Here is a 17,422-nt window from a genome sequence, read left to right as displayed (position 1 = left end):
AGTCGCGTCGACGAGACGGTAGGGCCGGCACGGTTGCAGATCAGGCCGCCTGCCTGAGCTTCTCACGCAGAGCGCTGGGTAACGCGGCGAGCCACGCGTCTTCCTCACCTGGTTCCGGCAGGACGTGGCCGAACTCCAGGACGCCCAGCGCCGGGATGTCCGAGATGTAGACCCAGACGTCCTGGTCCGAGATGCCGAGGATCCCGCTCGTCTCCGCCATGATGCGCCGGAGCATCCTGGCCTTCTGCTCCCGGGTTCGGCCTGCCCGGATATCGGCGCGCACCCAGACGTGATCGGGAGAGGCCGGCTCGCCGCCGATGAAGATCGACCCAGGCTCGACCCTGTTGAAGATGACCTGCACGAAGTAGCGCGGCGCGGTCGCCTCGACCGCATGGATCGCCGTGATGCTGGCGACGATCCCGGCGCGCTGTTCGGCCGTGAGCTCCTTCGCGGTCGAGATGACATAGGTCGGCATCGGCGTTCTCCCTGTCCTTGGGCGCTCGGCGTGACGGCCGGTGCGCCTCACGCGTCCAAGCCGGCCCTCAGCCTCCGCGAAGCCCACCGACCGGTGGAACCAAGGTCGGAGCGCCCGGCACCGTTCCATGCCGGGCCGACACCGGCTCCCGGCATCCCCGCAAAGGGCCGCCTAAAGGCTCGGATGCAGGTCGCGAACCGGGCTCAACGTCTCAAGCAGCGCGGCGACCTGCAGGATCGTCGACTCGGCCTGCCAGCTGGCCACGAACTGGACGTTGATCGGCAGTCCCTCATCGCTCGTCCCGAACCGCATCGACAGGCCGGGCAGGCCGGTGACGTTCAGCGGCACGGTCGCGCCCTGGAGGTAGGTGGCGTCGACGGTCTGGCCGTTGATGACGAACGTGGTGACGCCGTGCTTGTGGGCCGGGATGGGCAGCACCGGCGTGATCAGCGCGTCGTAGCGCCGGAAGTACGCGGCGTAGCCGTCCCGCAGCCGCTCCGCCGCCTGTTCGGCCGCGATGTAGTCGTCCATCGACGTGTCGGGGAGCGCGAGCATGGTCTTGGCCATCGTGTAGAGCTCGTCCCGGCCTCGACCGGCGGTCGCTTCCCGGAAGGCCGGCTTCATCTCCATGACGTGGAGCTTGTTGAACACGTCGAGGGCGAAATCGCGCTCCAGCGCCGGGATGCGCACGGCCTCCACGAGGCAGCCCGCGCCCTTGAGGGCCTCTGCCGCCGCCTGGACGGTCGCGGCGACCTCGGGATCGATCGGGCCGAAGCCGGGCTCGACCAGCCAGCCCACCCGCAGCGGACGGCCGGGCGCGGAGCCCAGACCGGCATCGGCGGCGACGGTGCGGGAGGCGTAGCCGTCTTCGCCGTCCGGGCCGGACAGGAGCGAGAAGGCCAGCGCGAGGTCGCGGATCGAGCGCGCCATTGGGCCGACATGCCAGAACCGACGCGGCGCGCGGGGCCAGATTCCCGTCATCGGCACCCGGCCATGGGTCGCCTTGAGCGAGACGATGCCGGTCTGCGCGGCCGGACCCCGGACCGAGATGGCGAGGTCGGTCCCGAGACCGAGCGGCGACATGCCCGCCGCGATGGCCGCCGATTCCCCACCGCTCGATCCGCCGGGCGTCCGCTCCAGGTCCCACGGGTTGTTCGACCGGCCCGAGAGCAGGTTGTCGCTCTCGATCCAGTAGGAGAATTCCGGCAGGTTCGTCTTCGCCAGCAGGATCGCCCCGGCCTCCTTCAGGCGGGCGACGCTCGTGGCATCCGCCTCGGGGACGCGCCCCTTGAAGATCGGTGATCCGCGCTGGGTCGGGACGCCGGCGGTGTCGATGGAATCCTTCACGGTGAACGGCACCCCGTGCAGGGGCCCGAGCGCGCCGCCGGCCAGAACCGCGGCCTCGGCCGCGCGGGCATCGTCGAGTGCCCGCTCCGCCACGGTGACGATGGCGTTGACCTTGGGATCGACCGCCGCGATGCGGTCGAGATGCGCCTGCACCACCTCCACCGGCGAGACCTGGCGGGTGCGGATCAGTTCGGCGAGTCGGGTCGCGTCCGAGAAGAGGATGTCGGTGGCCATGGGTCGGTGTCCTTCGCGATGCGTTTCGGGGGGCGCACCGACCCGGGGCCGGTCTCCAGCCGCACGGAGGCGCGGGCGGAGGTGCTCGGGGACGGCTTGGGAAAAAGGCTTGGAGACGGGACGGCTCGGAGGTGGTCAGCCGTTCGCGCGATGCGCGAGGAGACGCTCTGCGGCGGGTCCGGACGAGGCCGGGTTCTGGCCGGTGATCAGCAGCCCGTCGGCGACCACATAAGGCGCCCAGTCGTCGCCCCTGGAGAACCGGCCGCCGTTCCGCCGGAGTTCGTCCTCGACCAGGAAGGGAACCACCTCGGTGAGGCCCACGGCCTCCTCCTCGGTGTTCGTGAATCCGGTCACCGCCTTGCCCTGGACGAGGGGCGTCCCATCGGGGGCCTTCGCGTGGCGGAGGACACCGGGAGCATGGCAGACGAGGGCGACGGGCTTGCCGGCGCCGAGCGTCGTCTCGATCAGCCGGATCGAGGCCGGATCCTCGGCGAGGTCCCAGAGCGGACCGTGCCCGCCCGGATAGAACACGGCGTCGAACGGCTCATGGGTGAGGCCATCGAGCCGGGTCGTGTTTGCCAGCGCTGATAGGGCTTCCCCATCCGCCTCGAACCGGCGCGTCGCGTCGGTCTGGGAGGCCGGCTCGCTGCTTTTCGGGTCCAGCGGCGGTCGGCCCCCCTGGGGCGAGGCCAGCACGATCTCCGCACCGGCATCCTTGAACATGTAGTAGGGGGCGGCAAGCTCCTCCAGCCAGAAGCCGGTCTTCCGGCCTGTGTCGCCGAGCCGGTCGTGGGAGGTCAGCACCATCAGGATCTTCATCGTCGCTCTCCGTGGTTTCCAGGATTGATCGGGTTGGGATGACGGGCGTCGGGTGGTGGGTGGAAAGACGGGGCGGCGTTACTGCGCCTTCGACGGGCGCTCCGCGATCTGCTCGCGTGCCGGCCTCGTCGCCACCGACCGGATTTCCGGGTTCGCGCGGCGGATCTCCTCGGCCCTGGCCATGCGGACGGCGCCGATGGATTCCAGGGTGATCCTCTCCTGCGCCGAGGCAGCTGGGGGCCCGAGCAGGGCCGCCCCCAACCCGGCGATGCCGAGGGAGGGGAGGGCAAACGTTGTCGTGCGGTACGGCATGAGCTTTCTCCTCGTTGGGTTCCCGGTTCCTCGCCGGCCTCGGCAAGGTGTGTTTGATCGTCTTTGAGTAGACCAGTCGTCTTTAATTCGAGCACAAGCGTGTAGGGTCTGGCTGCCTCCGTCTGGCCGCGCGTCAGCGTGAGGACAGGCCGAGGATCTGTCGTGTCGTTGCCATCGCTGCCTCGAACGGTGCGTCGGTCCGCACGATCTTCGCCATCAGGCTCGCGCCGAGCCAGACGTGATAGAGCGTCTCGGCGGTCGTATGCGGCTCGCCAGCAACGGTCAGCGAGCCCTCCGCGACACCCGCTTCGATCGCCCGGGCCAGCCGCTCGATGATCCCGGCGGTCCCGCCCTTGAGGGCGAGGCGCATGGTTTCGGACAGGTCCGAGACTTCCGCGGCAAGCTTCACCGCCAGGCACTTGCGCTGGTAGTCGACGCTGCCCTGCGTCGCCTGCCATTTCCGCCAGTAGTTCATCAGGCGCTCGGCATGGCTCAGGCCTGGCTCGGCGAGAGTCGTGTCGAGATCGGCCAGATAGGTTTCGAAGTAGTCGTCGAGCAGCGCCTCGCCGAAAGCCTCCTTCGAGCCGAAATAGTGGTAGAATGACCCCTTCGGCACCCCGGCCGTAGCTAGGATCTCGTTGAGCCCCACGCCGGAAAACCCCTTCGCCCCCACCAGACCATAGGCGGTGTCGAGGATCTCCTGCCGGGTGTCGGTATGTGCGTTCAGGCGTGCCATGACGCTGAGATAGACGCGATTAGACCGGTCGTCTAGTGGGCGGGCGCATATTTTTGGCCTGCGATCCGAAATGGACTGCAGGTGACCCCGCGTTCGATGCACGTCCGCTCGCCGGACCGATCCGCCGCGCAGCGGCCGTCCGCCCGCCCTGTCCCGTGCCCCTCAGGTCGTCGAGACCTCCCGAGCATCGGCCCCCAGGGTGTCGCGCACCCAGCGGAACGCACCATTCGCGGCCGGTACGCCGGCGTAGATCGCGATCTGCAGGAGCAGCGCCTGCAACTCCTCCAGATCGACACCGTTGGCGAGCGCGGGGCGGATATGGAGCTTGAACTCCTCCTCGTGCCCGAGGGCGACCATCAGCGCCAGGGTCACGAGTGAGCGCGTCTTCCAGGGCAGGCGCGGGTCGCCCCAGACCTCGCCCCACGCGGTCCGGGTGATGAAATCCTGCCACGGCCCGGCGAAGGCACCGGCGGCGGCGAGCGAGCGCTCCACATGCGCCTCGCCGAGGACGGCCTTACGGTTGGCGAGACCAGTCTCGAATGGCACCGCGCCTGTGGGAGCCGGCGCCGTGCGATGGCGGTCGAGGAAGCCGAGCAAATGGGCTGCCGCCGCCTCCGGGTGCTCGACCGCCAACAAGTGTGCGGCTCGCGGAATCAGCACCAGCTCCGCCTGGGGGATGCCTGCACAGATCTCCTCGGCCATCGCCGGCGGCGTCGCCGGGTCGTCCCGCCCGGCGATCACCAGCGTCGGCGCCGTGATACGGCCGAGCACCGGCCGTAGATCCATCCGCCCGATCGCCCCGCAGGCGACCGCGTAGCCGGCCCGGTCGCAGGCCGCGAACGCCTCCCGGATCGGCGCCACCACCGCCGGCGCCCGCTCGGCGAAGTCGGGGGTGAACCAGCGCCCGAGCGTCGCGTCGACGATCGCCGCCGTACCCTGCGCCCGCACCGCGGCGGCCCGCTCGTTCCAGCTCGCCTCGCTCGGCATGTAGGCGGCGGTCGCCATCAGGGTCAGGCTCGCGACCCGGTCCGGCGCCGCGGCGGCCAGGGCCTGCACCGTCATGCCGCCGAGCGAGAGCCCGACGAGATGAGCGCGGCCGATGCCGAGCCCGTCGAGCAGGCCCAACAGGTCGCCTGCGAGGTCCGCGATCTCGGCGGGCGCATCGCGGGTGGCCGAGGCGCCGTGGCCGCGTGTGTCGTAGCGCAGCACCCGGTAGCGCCCGCGCAAGGCGGCGGCCACGCCGTCCCACATTGCCCGGGTCGTGCCGAGCGAGTTCGAGAAGGCGACCACCGGCGCGCCGCTTGGGCCGGTGAGGTCGTAGGCGATGTCGAGGCCGTTGACGGGGATCAGGGGCATGTCGGCTCCGGGGTCGAAGGGGTGAGGCGGGCGGCGAGCCGGTCGAGCTGCGCCAGCGCCCGATCGGTCGCCGCGGCGGCGGCCGCGACCGGACGGTCGATGTCGAAGGCGCGGTCGAGATCGACGCCGTGCGTCTCCGGCATGCCGGCTAGGACGCTGCGCAGGTCGCGGCCGGTGTCGCGGACCTCTCCGGCCGCGCGCTCCACCAGGGCGTGGGCCGCCCCGGCGCCGAGCGTCCGGGCGCAGGCCGCGGCGGCCGCGTCGGCGAAGAGCAGGCCGCGGGTGAGGTCGAGATTGGCGGCCATGCGGTCCGGCGCGATCACCAGGCCCTCGGCAAGGCCGCGCGCCTCGCGCAGCGCGCCCGAGGCGAGGCCGAAGAGCTGCGGCAGGGCGTGCCACTCGGCATGCCAGGGACCGGCCGCGCGCTCGTGGGCGCTCACCATCGCGTCGAGCAGCGTGGCCGCATGGCCCTTGGATGCGCCGAAGGCGGCCAGGATCACCGTGGCGGAGACCGGATTGCGCTTGTGCGGCATCGCCGAGGAGCCGCCCCGGCCCGGCACATGCGGCTCCGACACCTCGCCGACCTCCGTCGAGGCGAGGTGGGCCACGTCGCCGGCGAATTTCGCCAGGCTGCCGAGCAGCCGGGCCAGCCAGGCGCCGGCCTCGGCGATGCGGGCGCGGCGGCTGTGCCAGGCCACCGTTTCGGGGGCGAGGCCGAGATGCGCGGCGTAGGACAGAGCCACCATCTCCGCCTGCACACCGAGGCCCGCCAGCGTGCCGACCGGGCCGCCGAGCGAGGCGGTCAGCAAGCGTGTGCGGAGCTCCGGTAGGTACGAAGACACTTCGGCGAGGCCGAGTGCCCAGGTCGCGGCCTTGTAGCCGAAGCTGATCGGCGCTGCGTGCTGGCCGTAGGTGCGCCCGGCGCAGGGTGTGGCGCGATGCGCCTCCGCGATCCGCCGGAGGCCGGCGAGCACGGCGGCGCTCTCGGCCGCGATCAGGTCGAGGCCGTCGCGCATCTGCAGGACCAGGGCGGTGTCGGCGATGTCCTGGGTCGTGGCGCCCTTGTGGAAGCCCGCTTCCAGATCGACCGGCAGCAGCTTGCGCACGGCTGCCACGAAGGGGATCACCGGCACGCCCGCGAGCGCGGTGCCGGCGCCGAGGGCCTCCAGGTCGAGCGCCGCGGGCGTGAGCGCGTCGAGGGCGTCGGCGAGCGCGGCCGGCACGAGGCCGGCCTCCGCTTCCGCCCGCGCCAGGGCCGCCTCGGCGCGCAGCATCGCGGCGAGGCGCGCCTCGTCGGAGAACACGGCGCGCATCGCCGCGGTGGCGAAGAGAGGCCCGAGCAGGCCGGAATCGAGGGCTGAGAAGGTCATAGGTCGAAGAACACGGTCTCGCCGTCGCCGCTCAGGACGATATCGAACCGGTAGGTCGGCGGATCCTCACCTACGCGGGGCGCGACCAGGGTCTGCCGACGCGCCTCGGGAACGAGAGCGAGGATCGGATCCTCTTCATTCGCGTCGGCATCGGCGAAGTAGACGCGCGTGACGAGCCGCTTGAGCAGGCCGCGCCCGAACACGCCGACGGCGATGTGGGGGGCCTGCCAGCGGTTCCCGCCGACCTGGAGCGGCACGGGGCCCGGCCTGACCGTGAGGAACCGGAAGGTGCCCGCGGCGCTGACCGCCGCCCGGCCGAATCCGATGAACCCGGGGTCGATCGCCACATCCGCGCGGTCGTCGGCCGCCCCGTGATAGCGCCCGGCGGCGTTGGCCCCCCAGATCTCGATCATCGCGTCGGGGACCGGCCGGCCCTCGCCGTCGCGCACCGTGCCGACGAGCGCGATGGTCTCCCCGCGCACCGGCCCGCGCGGCGGCGCGCGATGGAGGATGTCGTGCTCCTCCGGGAACAGGTCGGTGCGCGCACCGATGTCGCTGCCGCCGACGAGGTCGGCGCCGCCCTTCCAGGGCAGGCCGTAATGGAAGAACGGGCCGACCGTCTGCCAGGGCGTCTGGCCGAACAGGGCCGGATCCTGGTTGTCGGGCCGCGGGTCCGGGTTGCGGGGCAGGCCGATGGGATCGTCGGTCATCTCAGGGCTCCCAGGGCGTCGCGTCGCGCCCGCGCAGAACGATGTCGAAGACGTAGCCGAGGGCGTGGTTCGGCTCGGTCGTGTCGATGTCGAACCGCGCCACCAGCCGGTTGCGGTAGGGCAGCGGCACGGCGTTGGCGATCGGATCGATCTCGATGAGCGGGTCGTCGGGGAAGTAGAGCTGGGTCACCAGGCGGGTCGCGAAGGCGGGGCCGAGCAGCGACAGGTGGATATGGGCCGGCCGCCAGGCGTTGCGATGGTTGCCCCAGGGATAGGCGCCGGGCCGGATCGTGGTGAAGCGGTAGCGGCCCTGCGCGTCGGTGACCACGCGGCCCGTGCCGGTGAAGTTTGGGTCGAGGGGGGCGTTCCACTGGTCGTTGCGGTGGATGTAGCGCCCGGCGGCGTTGGCCTGCCAGATCTCCACGACGGTGTCGGGCACCGGTCGGGCGTCCTCGTCGAGGACTCGGCCGGAGACGATGATCCGCTGCCCGATCGCCTCGCCCGGGCCGCGCGCGTGGCGGGTGAGGTCGGCGAGCGCCGGCCCCATCAGCGCCTCCCAGGCGCCGGCCGGCCCGGTGATCTCCGTGAGCGTTTGCGGCACGCGCACCAGCGGCTGGCGCGGGCTGCGCAACGCCGTGGAGCGATAGGGCGGGAACAGCGAGGGCGGCTGGCCCGGATCCTCGGCTCTGTAGGGTCTGGCATCCGGCATGAGGATCCTCCTGTCCGGCGGGTGGCGTGAGGGGTGACGTATGGTGGTCAGTGGCCGAGCGCTTCTGCCGGCTTGGGGGTCGCACCGCCCGGGCGACCGCCGGCGAGGCGCTTGACGACGATGGCCAGGGTGGCGAGCGCGGCCGGGATCGCCACGACCGCGAAGGTCGCGCTCAGGCTCCAGTCGGATAAGCCCCCGACGAGGAAGGAGCCGGCGATGCCGCCGAAGCGGCCGAGCCCCAGCATCCAGGCCACGCCGGTGGCCCGTCCCCGCGTCGGGTAGAAGGCCGCCGCGAGGGCGGGGAGCGAGGATTGCGCCATGTTCATCAGGGTGCCGGCGACCAGCACCGCCGGGATCAGCAGGGCGAGATGCCCGACCGCCTGCCCGATCAGCGCGACCGCGAGTGCGGTCAGCGCGAAGGTCGTCGCCACCACGATGTCGGCGTCGAGCCGGTCCATCAGCGCGCCCAGCAGGACGGCGCCGATGCCGCCCAGCGGGAACAGGGCCGCGATCAGGGCCGCCGAGCGCGGGTCGAGACCGGTCTCGCGGAACAGGATCGGCATCCAGTTGACCAGGGCGTAGAAGATCGTGAGGCCGCAGAAATAGGTGATCCACAGCATCACCGAGCCGAGGCCGTAGGCCGGCGAGAGGACGAGGCGCAGACCGCCCGGCCCGTCCGGGGCGGCTCCGCCGGGCGTCGTTTCGCCGAGGGTGTAGCGGCCGGCGGGGGCGACGCCGGGCACGACCCGCCGCAGGATCGCCGCCACGCGCTCCGCCGGTGCCCCATGGGCGACGAGATGGCGGATCGATTCCGGCAGGAGCGCGCCGAGCAGCAGGGCCAGCAGCAGGGGCGCGGCGCCGCCCAGGATCAGGACGCTGCGCCAGCCGAAGGCCGGGATCATCCAGGCGGCCAGGAAGCCGCCGAACGCCGCCCCGAGCGGGAAGCCGGAGAACATCAGGTTGATCAGGAGCGCCCGGCGGCGGGCCGGGACGTACTCGCTGGTCAGCGTCACGGCGTTCGGCATCGCCGCCCCGAGGCCGAGGCCGGTCAGGAACCGCAGGATGCAGAGCCATGTGATGTCCGTCGCGAAGGCGGAAGCGAGGCAGGCGGCCCCGAGCTCCGCGACCGCGGCGACCAGGACGGCCTTGCGACCGTAGCGGTCGGCCACGGGGCCGGCCGCGAGCGCCCCCAGCGCGAGGCCGAACAGGGCGGCGCTGAGGACCGGTGCCAGCGCCCCGCGCGGCACGCCCCACTCGGCCATGAGCGAGGGCGCGACGTAGCCGATCGCGGCGGTGTCGAACCCGTCGAGCAGCACGATCAGGAAGCACAGGCCGAAGGTCAGGCGTTGCAGGCCCGAGACCGGGCTCGCGTCGATCAGGGCCGGCACATCGGTGGCCGGTGCCATGTCGCGGATCATGGGCTCGCGGATCATGGGCGTGCCTCCGTCGAGAGCCGTCCGGTGCTCGGATCGATCGGCAGGCCGATGTAGTTCTCGGCGAACGCCATCTGGGCCGCGCGCGAAGTCCGCAGATAGGCGAATTCGGCCACCTGCATGCGGCGGTCGAAGCCGGTCGCCTCGGGGAAGCGGTGGGTCAGCCCGGTGAACCACCAGGAGAAGCGCTCGGCCTTCCAGACCCGGGCCAGCGCCCGCGCCGAGTAGCCGTCGAGGCCGGATCGTTCATTCCGGGCGTAAAAGCCCTCCAAGGCTTCGGCCAGCATGACCACGTCCGACACGGCGAGGTTCATGCCCTTCGCGCCGGTAGGCGGCACGCTATGGGCGGCATCGCCCGCCAGGAACAGGCGGCCATATTGCATCGGCTCGCCGACGAAGCTGCGCAGCGGCGCGATGCTCTTCTCGAAGGCCGGCCAGCGCACGACGCCTGCGGCGGTCTCGGGCCCGAGGCGCAGGCACAGCTCGTCCCAGAAGCGCGCGTCGGGCCAATCCTCGATGCGCGCGTCGATCCCGCACTGGATGTAGTAGCGGCTGCGCGTGGGCGAGCGCATGCTCGACAGCGCGAAGCCGTTGGCATGGCTGGCATAGATCAGCTCGTGCGCCGCCGGCGGCACCTCGGCCAGGATGCCGAGCCAGCCGAACGGATAGACCCGCTCGAAGGTTTTTCGGATCGCCTCGGGGATGAATTGGCGGCAGATCCCGTGGGAGCCGTCGCAGCCGGCGACGACATCGCAGGCGAGATGCTGCGTGCCGGCAGCGGTCCGGTAGCTGACGGACGGGGATGCGCTGTTGATGTCGTGCAGGTGCACATCCGCCGCCTCGAAGACGATCGGCATCCCGTGCGTCTCGGCCGCGTCGAACAGATCGCGCATCACCTCCTGCTGGCCGTAGATCGTGACGGCGCCGCCGGTGAGATCGGCCATGTCGATGCGAAAGGTCTCCCCGTCCAGGGCGAGAGTCGTGCCGGTATGCACGAGGCCCTCGGCGCGCAGACGCCGGTCGAGACCGAGCCGGGCGAGCGCCGCGACGGTGCCCTGTTCCAGCACCCCGGCCCGGACGCGGCCCTCGACGTAATCGCGCGTCCGGCGCTCGATCACCACGCTCGCGATGCCCGCCGCCCGCAAGAGATGCGCGAGGACGAGGCCCGCCGGCCCGGCGCCGACGATCGCCACCTGCGTTCGCATGTTTCCTCCGATTCGTGCCGATCTCTGACGGATCGGTCTCCGGCTTCATCCTGCCGCGGCGGGCGGCCCTTGGGGATGGAGACGCGTGCGATTCCCTTGTATTTTTGTGTCGATTCCGCCTCCGACGCACCGATGCCGAGACCCCTCGTCCCGCACTATTTCCTCTACGGCGAGCCGCCCCAGGCGCCCGACGATCGCTTCCTGCACGTCGAAGACCTGGACGATCGCAGTCGGGCTGCGGCGTGGCGGATCACGCCGCACGCCCATGCGGACCTGCACCAGGTGTTCCTGATCCGGCACGGGCATGGAACCGTGACCGCGGAGGGGGAGGCGACCGCGTTCGTGGCGCCCTGCGCGCTGATCATCCCGGCCGGCGTCGTGCACGGCCTCGTCTACGAGACGATCAGCGCGGGCCGGGTCGTTTCCGTCTCGGATACGTTCCTCCACGCGCTGACGCGCGAGGAGCAGGCCCTGTCGGGCGTGTTCGGTTCGGTGCGAAGCCTCGCGCTGTCGCCGCCGTGCCCGCTCGACGCCGCGATCGAGGCGCTCTGGGCCGAGCAATCCAGGGCGGCACCGGCCCGGAGCGCGGCCGTGGCGGCCCGTCTGACGCTGCTTCTCATCGAGATGGCGCAGCTGATGGACGAAGCCGGCAGCGGCGCGCCGACGCAGCTCGCCGCCCAGACGCGGATCGTCGCCCGCTTCCGCAGGGAGGTCGAGAACAGCTTCCGGACCGGCATCGACCTCAAAACCTACTGCGACCGGCTCGGCACCACGCCGGGCCGGCTGCGCGCCGCCTGCCGGTCCGTCGCCGAGACCACGCCCGGCCAGCTCATCGCGGACCGGATCGTCCTCGAAGCCAAGCGCGGCCTACGCTACTCGACCCTGCCGGTCTCCGAGATCGCCTACGCGCTGGGCTTCCAGGATCCGGCCTATTTCTCCCGATACTTCGCCCGCGCAGTCGGCATGACCCCCTCGGCCTTCCGCAACGCCGCGTGAGCCTGCGCTGCTGGTCCCAAACAGGCGGCCGTCGCCATGGTGGCGAGGCCGTGTCAGGGCACGCACCGCCGTCGCGTCATGCGGTGATGGGCCTGACCACGACGTCCCCGGCATCGACAAGGGTCGCCATGACGCCGGACTGGATCCGAGCGAAGACCGCATCGAGATCGCCCGTGCTCTGCATCAGCACGGCGCAGGAGAGGGCGATGACGTGCGGAGTGCGGTCAGGCCCCTCGGCGAGGAACTCACGGATCGCCTCGACCAGGGATGCGTTCGGGTCCTCCTCCGGCAGAGTGCTCAGGACATGCGCGCAATCCTGCCGCAGCGATGCCATCTCGGTGTCCACGACCGAAACCCAGTGCCGGGCCTGGTCATAGATGAGCCAGCGTACCGAGCCAGGAGCCACCGGGGCCAGTCCCGCGAGATAGCGCCGAGCGGCTGCGTCATCGAACATGCCAGGGGCTTTAGCGCCGGTCCTCCGAAACGCCAACGCGTCGGATGGCCGGTTCGGACCGCCGCCCTGTTGCCGGCGCGGAACCCGAACGGCATGGTGTCGGCCCCGGAACAGGCGAAGCGAGCGTGCGAGCCATGGGTTTGCTGGACGGATTGCTCGGCCATGGCAGCGAGGTCGACGCCGCATCCCTGGAGCGGCGGCTCGCGGGCATCCTGATCGACGGCGAGACGGCGCGCCTGGCGTTCAAGATCATCCGGGACGTGTTCGTGTTCACGGAGCGCCGGATCATCCTGATCGACGTGCAGGGCGTCACCGGCAGCAAGGTCGAATTCACCTCGATTCCCTACCGGGCGGTGGTCCGCTTCTCGGTGGAGACGGCCGGCACCTTCGACCTCGATGCCGAGCTCAAGATCTGGGTCTCGGGCACGCCCCAGCCGATCGAGCGCACCCTGAAGAAGGGGGCCGACGTGCGCGAAATCCAGCGCGCCCTGGCGGAAGGCGTGCTGCGCTAGACCTTTGGTTCTGCATCGCCTTTTTCCCGAAAGCCGGCAACCACCTTTCGAGGCGATGCCTAGAGCCTCGTCCCGACCGATGGACGCCGGCTCACCGGGACGGCGTGCCGCTCCGCGATCCGACGGGGGCCATCGCCTCGAACACGCCGTCCCGGCGCACCAGCGCGTGGAACAGCGCCGCCGCGACATGGGTCAGCACCAGGGCGAAGAACGCGAAGGCGAGGTAGGAATGCGCGTTCCAGAGCAGCGTATGGAGCGCGGCGTTCTGCGGTAGGATCGCGGGCAGCCGGATGTCGCCGTAGAGCACGACCGGGTAGGCGCCGGCCGACAGCATCGCCCATCCGAGCAGCGGCATCGCGAACATCAGCCCGTAGAGTCCGTAATGGGACAGGTGCGCGGCGAGCTTCATCGGGGCCGGCAGGTCGGCTGGCAGGGGCGGCGTCCCGCTTCGCGCCCGCACCGCCAGGCGGATCAGGGCGAGGACGAAGATCGCGACACCCAGGGTCTTATGGGTCGCGAGCAGTGGCACGTATGTCGGCATAATCGTCGAGACCATGCCGACCCCGATGAAGAACATCGCGATGATGCACACGGCCATCGACCAGTGCAGGAGCCTCTGGCCGCCTGTGAAACGCGTCCGGTCGGTCGTCATCGCCCCGCCTCCGAGGTGCGCTTGGAATAATCCTTCGCCTCCGCGGTGCGCAGATCGTAGGATCGCGCGTAGGCTGCCGAGCGCGCCGCCGGGAACGGGTCGTCGGAGACCCGGATGCCGTCCGGCAGGATCGTCGGATCGAAGTTGATGTCGCGGCACGGGCCGTCCGCCTCGGGCTCGATGCGCTCGACCACCAGGGTGCCGGCCTCGACGCTGCGCCGTCCCTCCGGCCAGGCGCGGCTCGGATCCGCGGTCGGGTCGCCGGGATCTGCGACGGTCAGGATCAGGCTCCAGCGCTGCGGCGCGGCCGCGACCCGCTCGGTGATCTCCCGCTCCAGATAGGCCGCGCCGCGCTTGCCGAGCTCGTCGGGTGTGATCCGCTCGGCCTGCGCCTGCGGGCGGAACGACCAGCGCACCGCCTGCTCGGCCCCGGATGCGTTGGTGAACAGGAAGGCGTCGAGGCTGTTGTAGGGCTCCTGCGCGTAGCTCGCGGTCCAGTCGGGGCTCTTGGCCCAGGCGCCGAACGGGGCGAAGTCCGGATGCGCGGCGACGAAGGCCGCCATGGCGTTGGGCTCCTTGCTCGCGGGAACCCGCAGGAGCTCGAAGAACGCCTCCGGGGTGGCGACCGGGAAGACCGGCGCGTTGATCATGGCGGCGCGCCACACCGCGCCATCGTCCGTCGCGATCTGCAGGCCCAGGCCGCGCACCCGGACGGTGGCGTCCGCTGCGCCGGGATTGGGCGTGCCGAGGTTGAACCGCCCCAGGGCCGGATGGCGCCCGATCTCGAACGCCCGAGCCCGTGAGAGCGCGGTGCCGTTGCCGTTGGCCTCGAACACGCCCGTGAAGCAGATCCCCTTGGCGTGGTTGCGCCGGTGCCCGGGAACCGGCCCCGTCGGTGGAGCGAGCGCGTCGACCAGCTTCGTCGGCGTCAGGCGGTCGGGCGAGAGCCAGCCCGCGGTGTAGGCGAACGCGCCGGTGGCGCCGGCGCAGACCGCCGCGATGACGGCGAGGGAGGCCAGGGTCGAGCGTGGCCCTGACGATGGCAGCGGCATGTGAAGGTCTCCCTTGCACGTCGCGCGGCGGCGGCCGCGGACGGCTCCGGCGCGGCGACGAACGATCCCGGTCCCGGATGGCGGCGGAGACCGGCTCCGCCCGCGTTCGAGGCCTCACAAGCTGCCAGAAATTTTGAATTCAGGAAAGCAAAGCTTCAGCGCGCTGCCGAATACGGGCCGCGGTCGCGGGAAGACGGGTTTTGGCCCGCGCCGCTGATGCGGCCCGTTGCGCGAGGTGCCGGGCGCGCACGGTGCCGTCGATGCTCCGGAGCGCTTGGAGAACCGCGTCCGCCTCCGGCAGCTGCACCGACGCGTCCACCACGACGTAGCCGAATTCCCCATCGGTCTGCAGGTACTGCGCATCGATGTTGAGCGCGCGGCCCGAGAAGATCGCGTTGATCTTGCCGAGCACGCCCGGCACGTTCCGGTGCACGTGGAGGAAGCGCGCGCCGGACAGGCGCGGCGGCAATTGCACCTGCGGAAAGTTGACGGCGCCGAGGGTGGAGCCGGTCTGCGCGTAATCGACCAGCTTGCGAGCGACCTCCGCGCCGATGCGGTCCTGCGCCTCTTCGGTCGATCCGCCGATATGCGGGGTGAGGATGACGTTCGGCAGACCCTGAAGCGGCGACACGAAGCGCTCCGCATTGGATTTCGGCTCGACCGGAAACACGTCGATCGCCGCGCCGCCGAGACGCCCGTCCCGCAACGCCTGCGCCAGAGCCTCCAGATCCACCACCGTGCCGCGGCTGTTGTTGATCAGATAGGCCCCGGGCTTCATCGACCGGATGCGCTCCGCGCTCATGAGCCCGTGCGTTGCAGGCGTTTCCGGGACGTGCAGGCTGACGACATCGCTGGAGGCGAGCAGGATCTCAAGGCTGTCCACGGGCTCGGTGTTCCCGTGCCGCAGCTTGTCGGTCAGGTCGTGGAAGATGACCCGCATGCCCATCGCTTCGGCGAGGTTGGACAGCTGCGAGCCGATATTGCCGTAGCCGACGATCCCCAGGGTCTTGCCGCGGACCTCGAAGGATCCCGAAGCCGATTTGTCCCACCCGCCCTCGTGGGCGGAGGCCGAGCGCGGCAGGATGCGCCGGAGCAGCATGACGATCTCGCCGATCGTCAGTTCGGCGACGCTGCGCGTGTTCGAGAACGGCGCGTTGAAGACCGGCACTCCGCGCGCCCGGGCGCTCTCGAGATCGACCTGATTGGTGCCGACGCTGAAGCAGCCGATGGCGGTCAGGTTGGGCAACGCGTCGAGAAGCTCGGGGGTGATCTTCGTCCGCGAGCGGATCCCGAGCACGTTGGTATCGGCGATGCGCGGCGCATCGGTGACGCCGATGGCGTGCGACAGCTGCTGCACAGCGTCGAGGCCCGCCTGCGCGAAGACCTGACGGGCCGTGGCGGCAATATTCTCGGTCAGGACGATACGATCCGTGGGCAAAACCGGTACCTCAGTGGACGGGAGGGCGCAGATTATCACGTTCCCGGCGCTTGGCTTCGCCGGCAATTTTCTTCCCATAGGCGACAGTGGCCGGTTATAGGATCACTGTGCTTCTCAGGTGTATGATCGCATTGATGTGATCGGTCTCGCTAAGATCGGCCGGCGGTGAAGGTATCGACGGGGTTTTGACGACTCAACGACCGCACAGATCCGCGCCCGCACCGTAACGCGGCGCCGGAAGAAGGACATGCCAAATGTAGGTCTGGACGGGGCAGGGATTTTCAGCTTGGCCGTTTGATACGAAGAACACATTCTGTTGACCTGGGAGATGGTTAGGCGAGAATGTCGCCGATGCCTCCTCGCGCTTTCTTCCGCAGCAAGACCCCTTTCTTCGGGCTCGACCGATTGCAGGATCGGGATTGCTGAAAGCAGCCGGTCGGGCATCGGCATCCCGGTTCTTCCCGCGCCGTCCGAGACCACGGCCTCAACGGACAGGCGCGCCTGCGCATCCAAGGCACTCCCCATGACACGCGATCGAACGACCCTGTCCCGCCGCCGCGTGCTGGCGCTCGGCGCGGGCGCGCTCGGGACCGTGGCCCTGCCGGGCACCGGCGGCGCTCAGCAGGGTGCGAAGCCTTCGGTGGTCCGGATCGGCTACCTCACGGCACCCCGGGCCTGGGTGATCGGCAAGCATGACCGCGCGTTCGAGACCGCCCTCGGCACGGGGGTCGAGTGGATTCCGTTTCCGTCGGGCGGGCCGGCGCTGCAGCTGCTCGCGGCCGGGAAGCTCGACTTCGCGATCTTCGGCAGCACCCCGATCGCCGCGGGTATCTCGCGCGGGCTGCCGATCCAGATCCTCGGCTCGCCCGAGGTGGTGGCGACCAGCGAGCGCCTCGTGGTCAGGCCCGAGATCACGGCGGTCAAGCAGCTGGAGGGCAAGCGCATCGCCGTGGCGCCGTCCTCCACCATGGCCTTCGCCCTGGAGGCGGTGATCCGGATCAACCGGCTCGATCCCGCGAAGGTCAAGCGCCTGCCCCTCGGCCAGCCCGAGACGATCGCCGCCTGGAAACGCGGCGACATCGACGGCACCTACATCAACGGGCCGTTCTGGAGCGACCTGCTCGGCTCGGGCGGGAGGCAGCTCCTGGTCTCCGGCGATCTCCAGCCGCACGGCTTCTTCTTCTGGAACTCGGCGGTGGTGCGGACGGATTTCGCCCAGCGCTACCCCGAGACCGTGGTCACCTGGCTGCGCACCGTGCAGGCCCAGTTCGACCGCTACCGGGCGGATCCCGAGGGCGTGGCCCGAACCCTGGCCGAGGATTTCGGCGCGCCCTTCGAGGCCGTGCGGGACACGCTGGTCGGCCTGTCCTATCCGACCTTCCAGGAGCAGCTCGGCCCGAAATACTGGGGGCGCACGGCCAAGGCGAGCGCGGCACCGTTCCTCAAGGCACTCTCGGACACCGCCGACTTCCTGGCGGAGAGCGGCGAGATCAAGCGCGGCGGCATCCCGGCCTCCTTCGGGCCGTTCGTGAATTACGACCTGCTCAACCGCGCCTTTCCCGCGTGAGTCGGCTCTCGCTTCCCCACCGCGCTCTGCTGGGTGCGGTGTCGG

18 protein-coding genes are annotated in these 17,422 nt (G+C 70.7%); 3 read left to right on the top strand and 15 right to left on the bottom strand.

Translation table 11 applies throughout. The features are described 5' to 3' along the window. Window positions 1-40: 40 nt before the first annotated feature. The 11 genes from MKK67_RS18825 to pobA all read right to left on the bottom strand — a co-directional run bounded on the left by MKK67_RS18825 (window position 41) and on the right by pobA (window position 10,706). Complete coding sequence (locus tag MKK67_RS18825) at window positions 41-475, bottom strand: tautomerase family protein (RefSeq protein ID WP_243967875.1); 435 nt, start codon at window positions 473-475, stop codon at window positions 41-43. 171 nt (window positions 476-646) lie between these two features. Continuing rightward, window positions 647-2,056, bottom strand: a complete 1,410-nt coding sequence (locus MKK67_RS18820; protein WP_243967873.1) for an amidase — start codon at window positions 2,054-2,056, stop codon at window positions 647-649. 135 nt (window positions 2,057-2,191) lie between these two features. Beyond that, the gene (locus MKK67_RS18815) at window positions 2,192-2,875 is read right to left on the bottom strand and encodes a type 1 glutamine amidotransferase domain-containing protein (protein WP_243967871.1); all 684 of its coding nucleotides are present in this window, start codon (window positions 2,873-2,875) and stop codon (window positions 2,192-2,194) included. Window positions 2,876-2,953: 78 nt separating this feature from the next. Beyond that, complete coding sequence (locus tag MKK67_RS18810; RefSeq protein WP_243967863.1) at window positions 2,954-3,187, bottom strand: hypothetical protein; 234 nt, start codon at window positions 3,185-3,187, stop codon at window positions 2,954-2,956. A gap of 133 nt (window positions 3,188-3,320) precedes the next feature. Further along, window positions 3,321-3,923: a TetR/AcrR family transcriptional regulator gene (locus MKK67_RS18805; RefSeq protein WP_243967861.1), complete on the bottom strand. Its 603-nt coding sequence runs from the start codon at window positions 3,921-3,923 to the stop codon at window positions 3,321-3,323. A gap of 162 nt (window positions 3,924-4,085) precedes the next feature. Then, entirely contained in the window at window positions 4,086-5,279 is a 1,194-nt protein-coding gene (gene pcaD / locus MKK67_RS18800; RefSeq protein ID WP_243967859.1) for a 3-oxoadipate enol-lactonase, read from the bottom strand. Then, a complete protein-coding gene (locus MKK67_RS18795; RefSeq protein WP_243967848.1) occupies window positions 5,270-6,649 on the bottom strand; it encodes a lyase family protein in 1,380 nt (459 codons plus the stop codon). The genes pcaD and MKK67_RS18795 overlap by 10 nt, the downstream gene beginning before the upstream one ends. Next, on the bottom strand, window positions 6,646-7,359 hold the full coding sequence (gene pcaG, locus MKK67_RS18790; protein ID WP_243967846.1) for a protocatechuate 3,4-dioxygenase subunit alpha: 714 nt from the start codon (window positions 7,357-7,359) through the stop codon (window positions 6,646-6,648). The genes MKK67_RS18795 and pcaG overlap by 4 nt, the downstream gene beginning before the upstream one ends. A 1-nt stretch (window position 7,360) precedes the next feature. After that, on the bottom strand, window positions 7,361-8,068 hold the full coding sequence (pcaH, locus tag MKK67_RS18785; RefSeq protein WP_243967837.1) for a protocatechuate 3,4-dioxygenase subunit beta: 708 nt from the start codon (window positions 8,066-8,068) through the stop codon (window positions 7,361-7,363). A gap of 47 nt (window positions 8,069-8,115) precedes the next feature. Continuing rightward, window positions 8,116-9,501, bottom strand: a complete 1,386-nt coding sequence (locus MKK67_RS18780) for an MFS transporter (RefSeq protein ID WP_243967829.1) — start codon at window positions 9,499-9,501, stop codon at window positions 8,116-8,118. After that, complete coding sequence (pobA, locus tag MKK67_RS18775) at window positions 9,498-10,706, bottom strand: 4-hydroxybenzoate 3-monooxygenase (RefSeq protein WP_243967827.1); 1,209 nt, start codon at window positions 10,704-10,706, stop codon at window positions 9,498-9,500. The genes MKK67_RS18780 and pobA overlap by 4 nt, the downstream gene beginning before the upstream one ends. A 132-nt stretch (window positions 10,707-10,838) precedes the next feature. Here pobA and MKK67_RS18770 point away from each other — a divergent pair, with 132 nt between their 5' ends. Next, window positions 10,839-11,702 (top strand): helix-turn-helix domain-containing protein, encoded by an 864-nt coding sequence (locus MKK67_RS18770; RefSeq protein WP_243967819.1) that lies wholly within the window; start codon window positions 10,839-10,841, stop codon window positions 11,700-11,702. 76 nt (window positions 11,703-11,778) lie between these two features. Here the strand turns inward: MKK67_RS18770 and MKK67_RS18765 are convergent, their stop codons facing one another. After that, window positions 11,779-12,156: a hypothetical protein gene (locus MKK67_RS18765; protein WP_243967810.1), complete on the bottom strand. Its 378-nt coding sequence runs from the start codon at window positions 12,154-12,156 to the stop codon at window positions 11,779-11,781. Window positions 12,157-12,290: 134 nt separating this feature from the next. Between MKK67_RS18765 and MKK67_RS18760 the strand changes: the two genes are divergently transcribed. After that, complete coding sequence (locus MKK67_RS18760; protein ID WP_243967801.1) at window positions 12,291-12,668, top strand: PH domain-containing protein; 378 nt, start codon at window positions 12,291-12,293, stop codon at window positions 12,666-12,668. Window positions 12,669-12,759: 91 nt separating this feature from the next. Here the strand turns inward: MKK67_RS18760 and MKK67_RS18755 are convergent, their stop codons facing one another. From MKK67_RS18755 to serA, 3 genes are all read right to left on the bottom strand, one after another. Then, on the bottom strand, window positions 12,760-13,320 hold the full coding sequence (locus tag MKK67_RS18755) for a cytochrome b (RefSeq protein ID WP_243967799.1): 561 nt from the start codon (window positions 13,318-13,320) through the stop codon (window positions 12,760-12,762). Continuing rightward, window positions 13,317-14,372, bottom strand: coding sequence for a catalase family peroxidase (locus MKK67_RS18750; RefSeq protein WP_243967796.1), 1,056 nt, complete (start codon window positions 14,370-14,372; stop codon window positions 13,317-13,319). The genes MKK67_RS18755 and MKK67_RS18750 overlap by 4 nt, the downstream gene beginning before the upstream one ends. Before the next feature lie 139 nt (window positions 14,373-14,511). Continuing rightward, window positions 14,512-15,810: a phosphoglycerate dehydrogenase gene (serA, locus tag MKK67_RS18745; protein WP_243967794.1), complete on the bottom strand. Its 1,299-nt coding sequence runs from the start codon at window positions 15,808-15,810 to the stop codon at window positions 14,512-14,514. A 523-nt stretch (window positions 15,811-16,333) separates the two neighbouring features. Here serA and MKK67_RS18740 point away from each other — a divergent pair. Further along, the gene (locus MKK67_RS18740; RefSeq protein ID WP_243967785.1) at window positions 16,334-17,377 is read left to right on the top strand and encodes an ABC transporter substrate-binding protein; all 1,044 of its coding nucleotides are present in this window, start codon (window positions 16,334-16,336) and stop codon (window positions 17,375-17,377) included. Window positions 17,378-17,422 lie beyond the last annotated feature (45 nt).

This window comes from Methylobacterium sp. J-072 (assembly GCF_022829425.1).
Lineage (GTDB): Bacteria > Pseudomonadota > Alphaproteobacteria > Rhizobiales > Beijerinckiaceae > Methylobacterium.
Note: the sequence above shows the minus strand (reverse complement) of the source record. Positions and strands in the feature narration are given on the sequence as shown.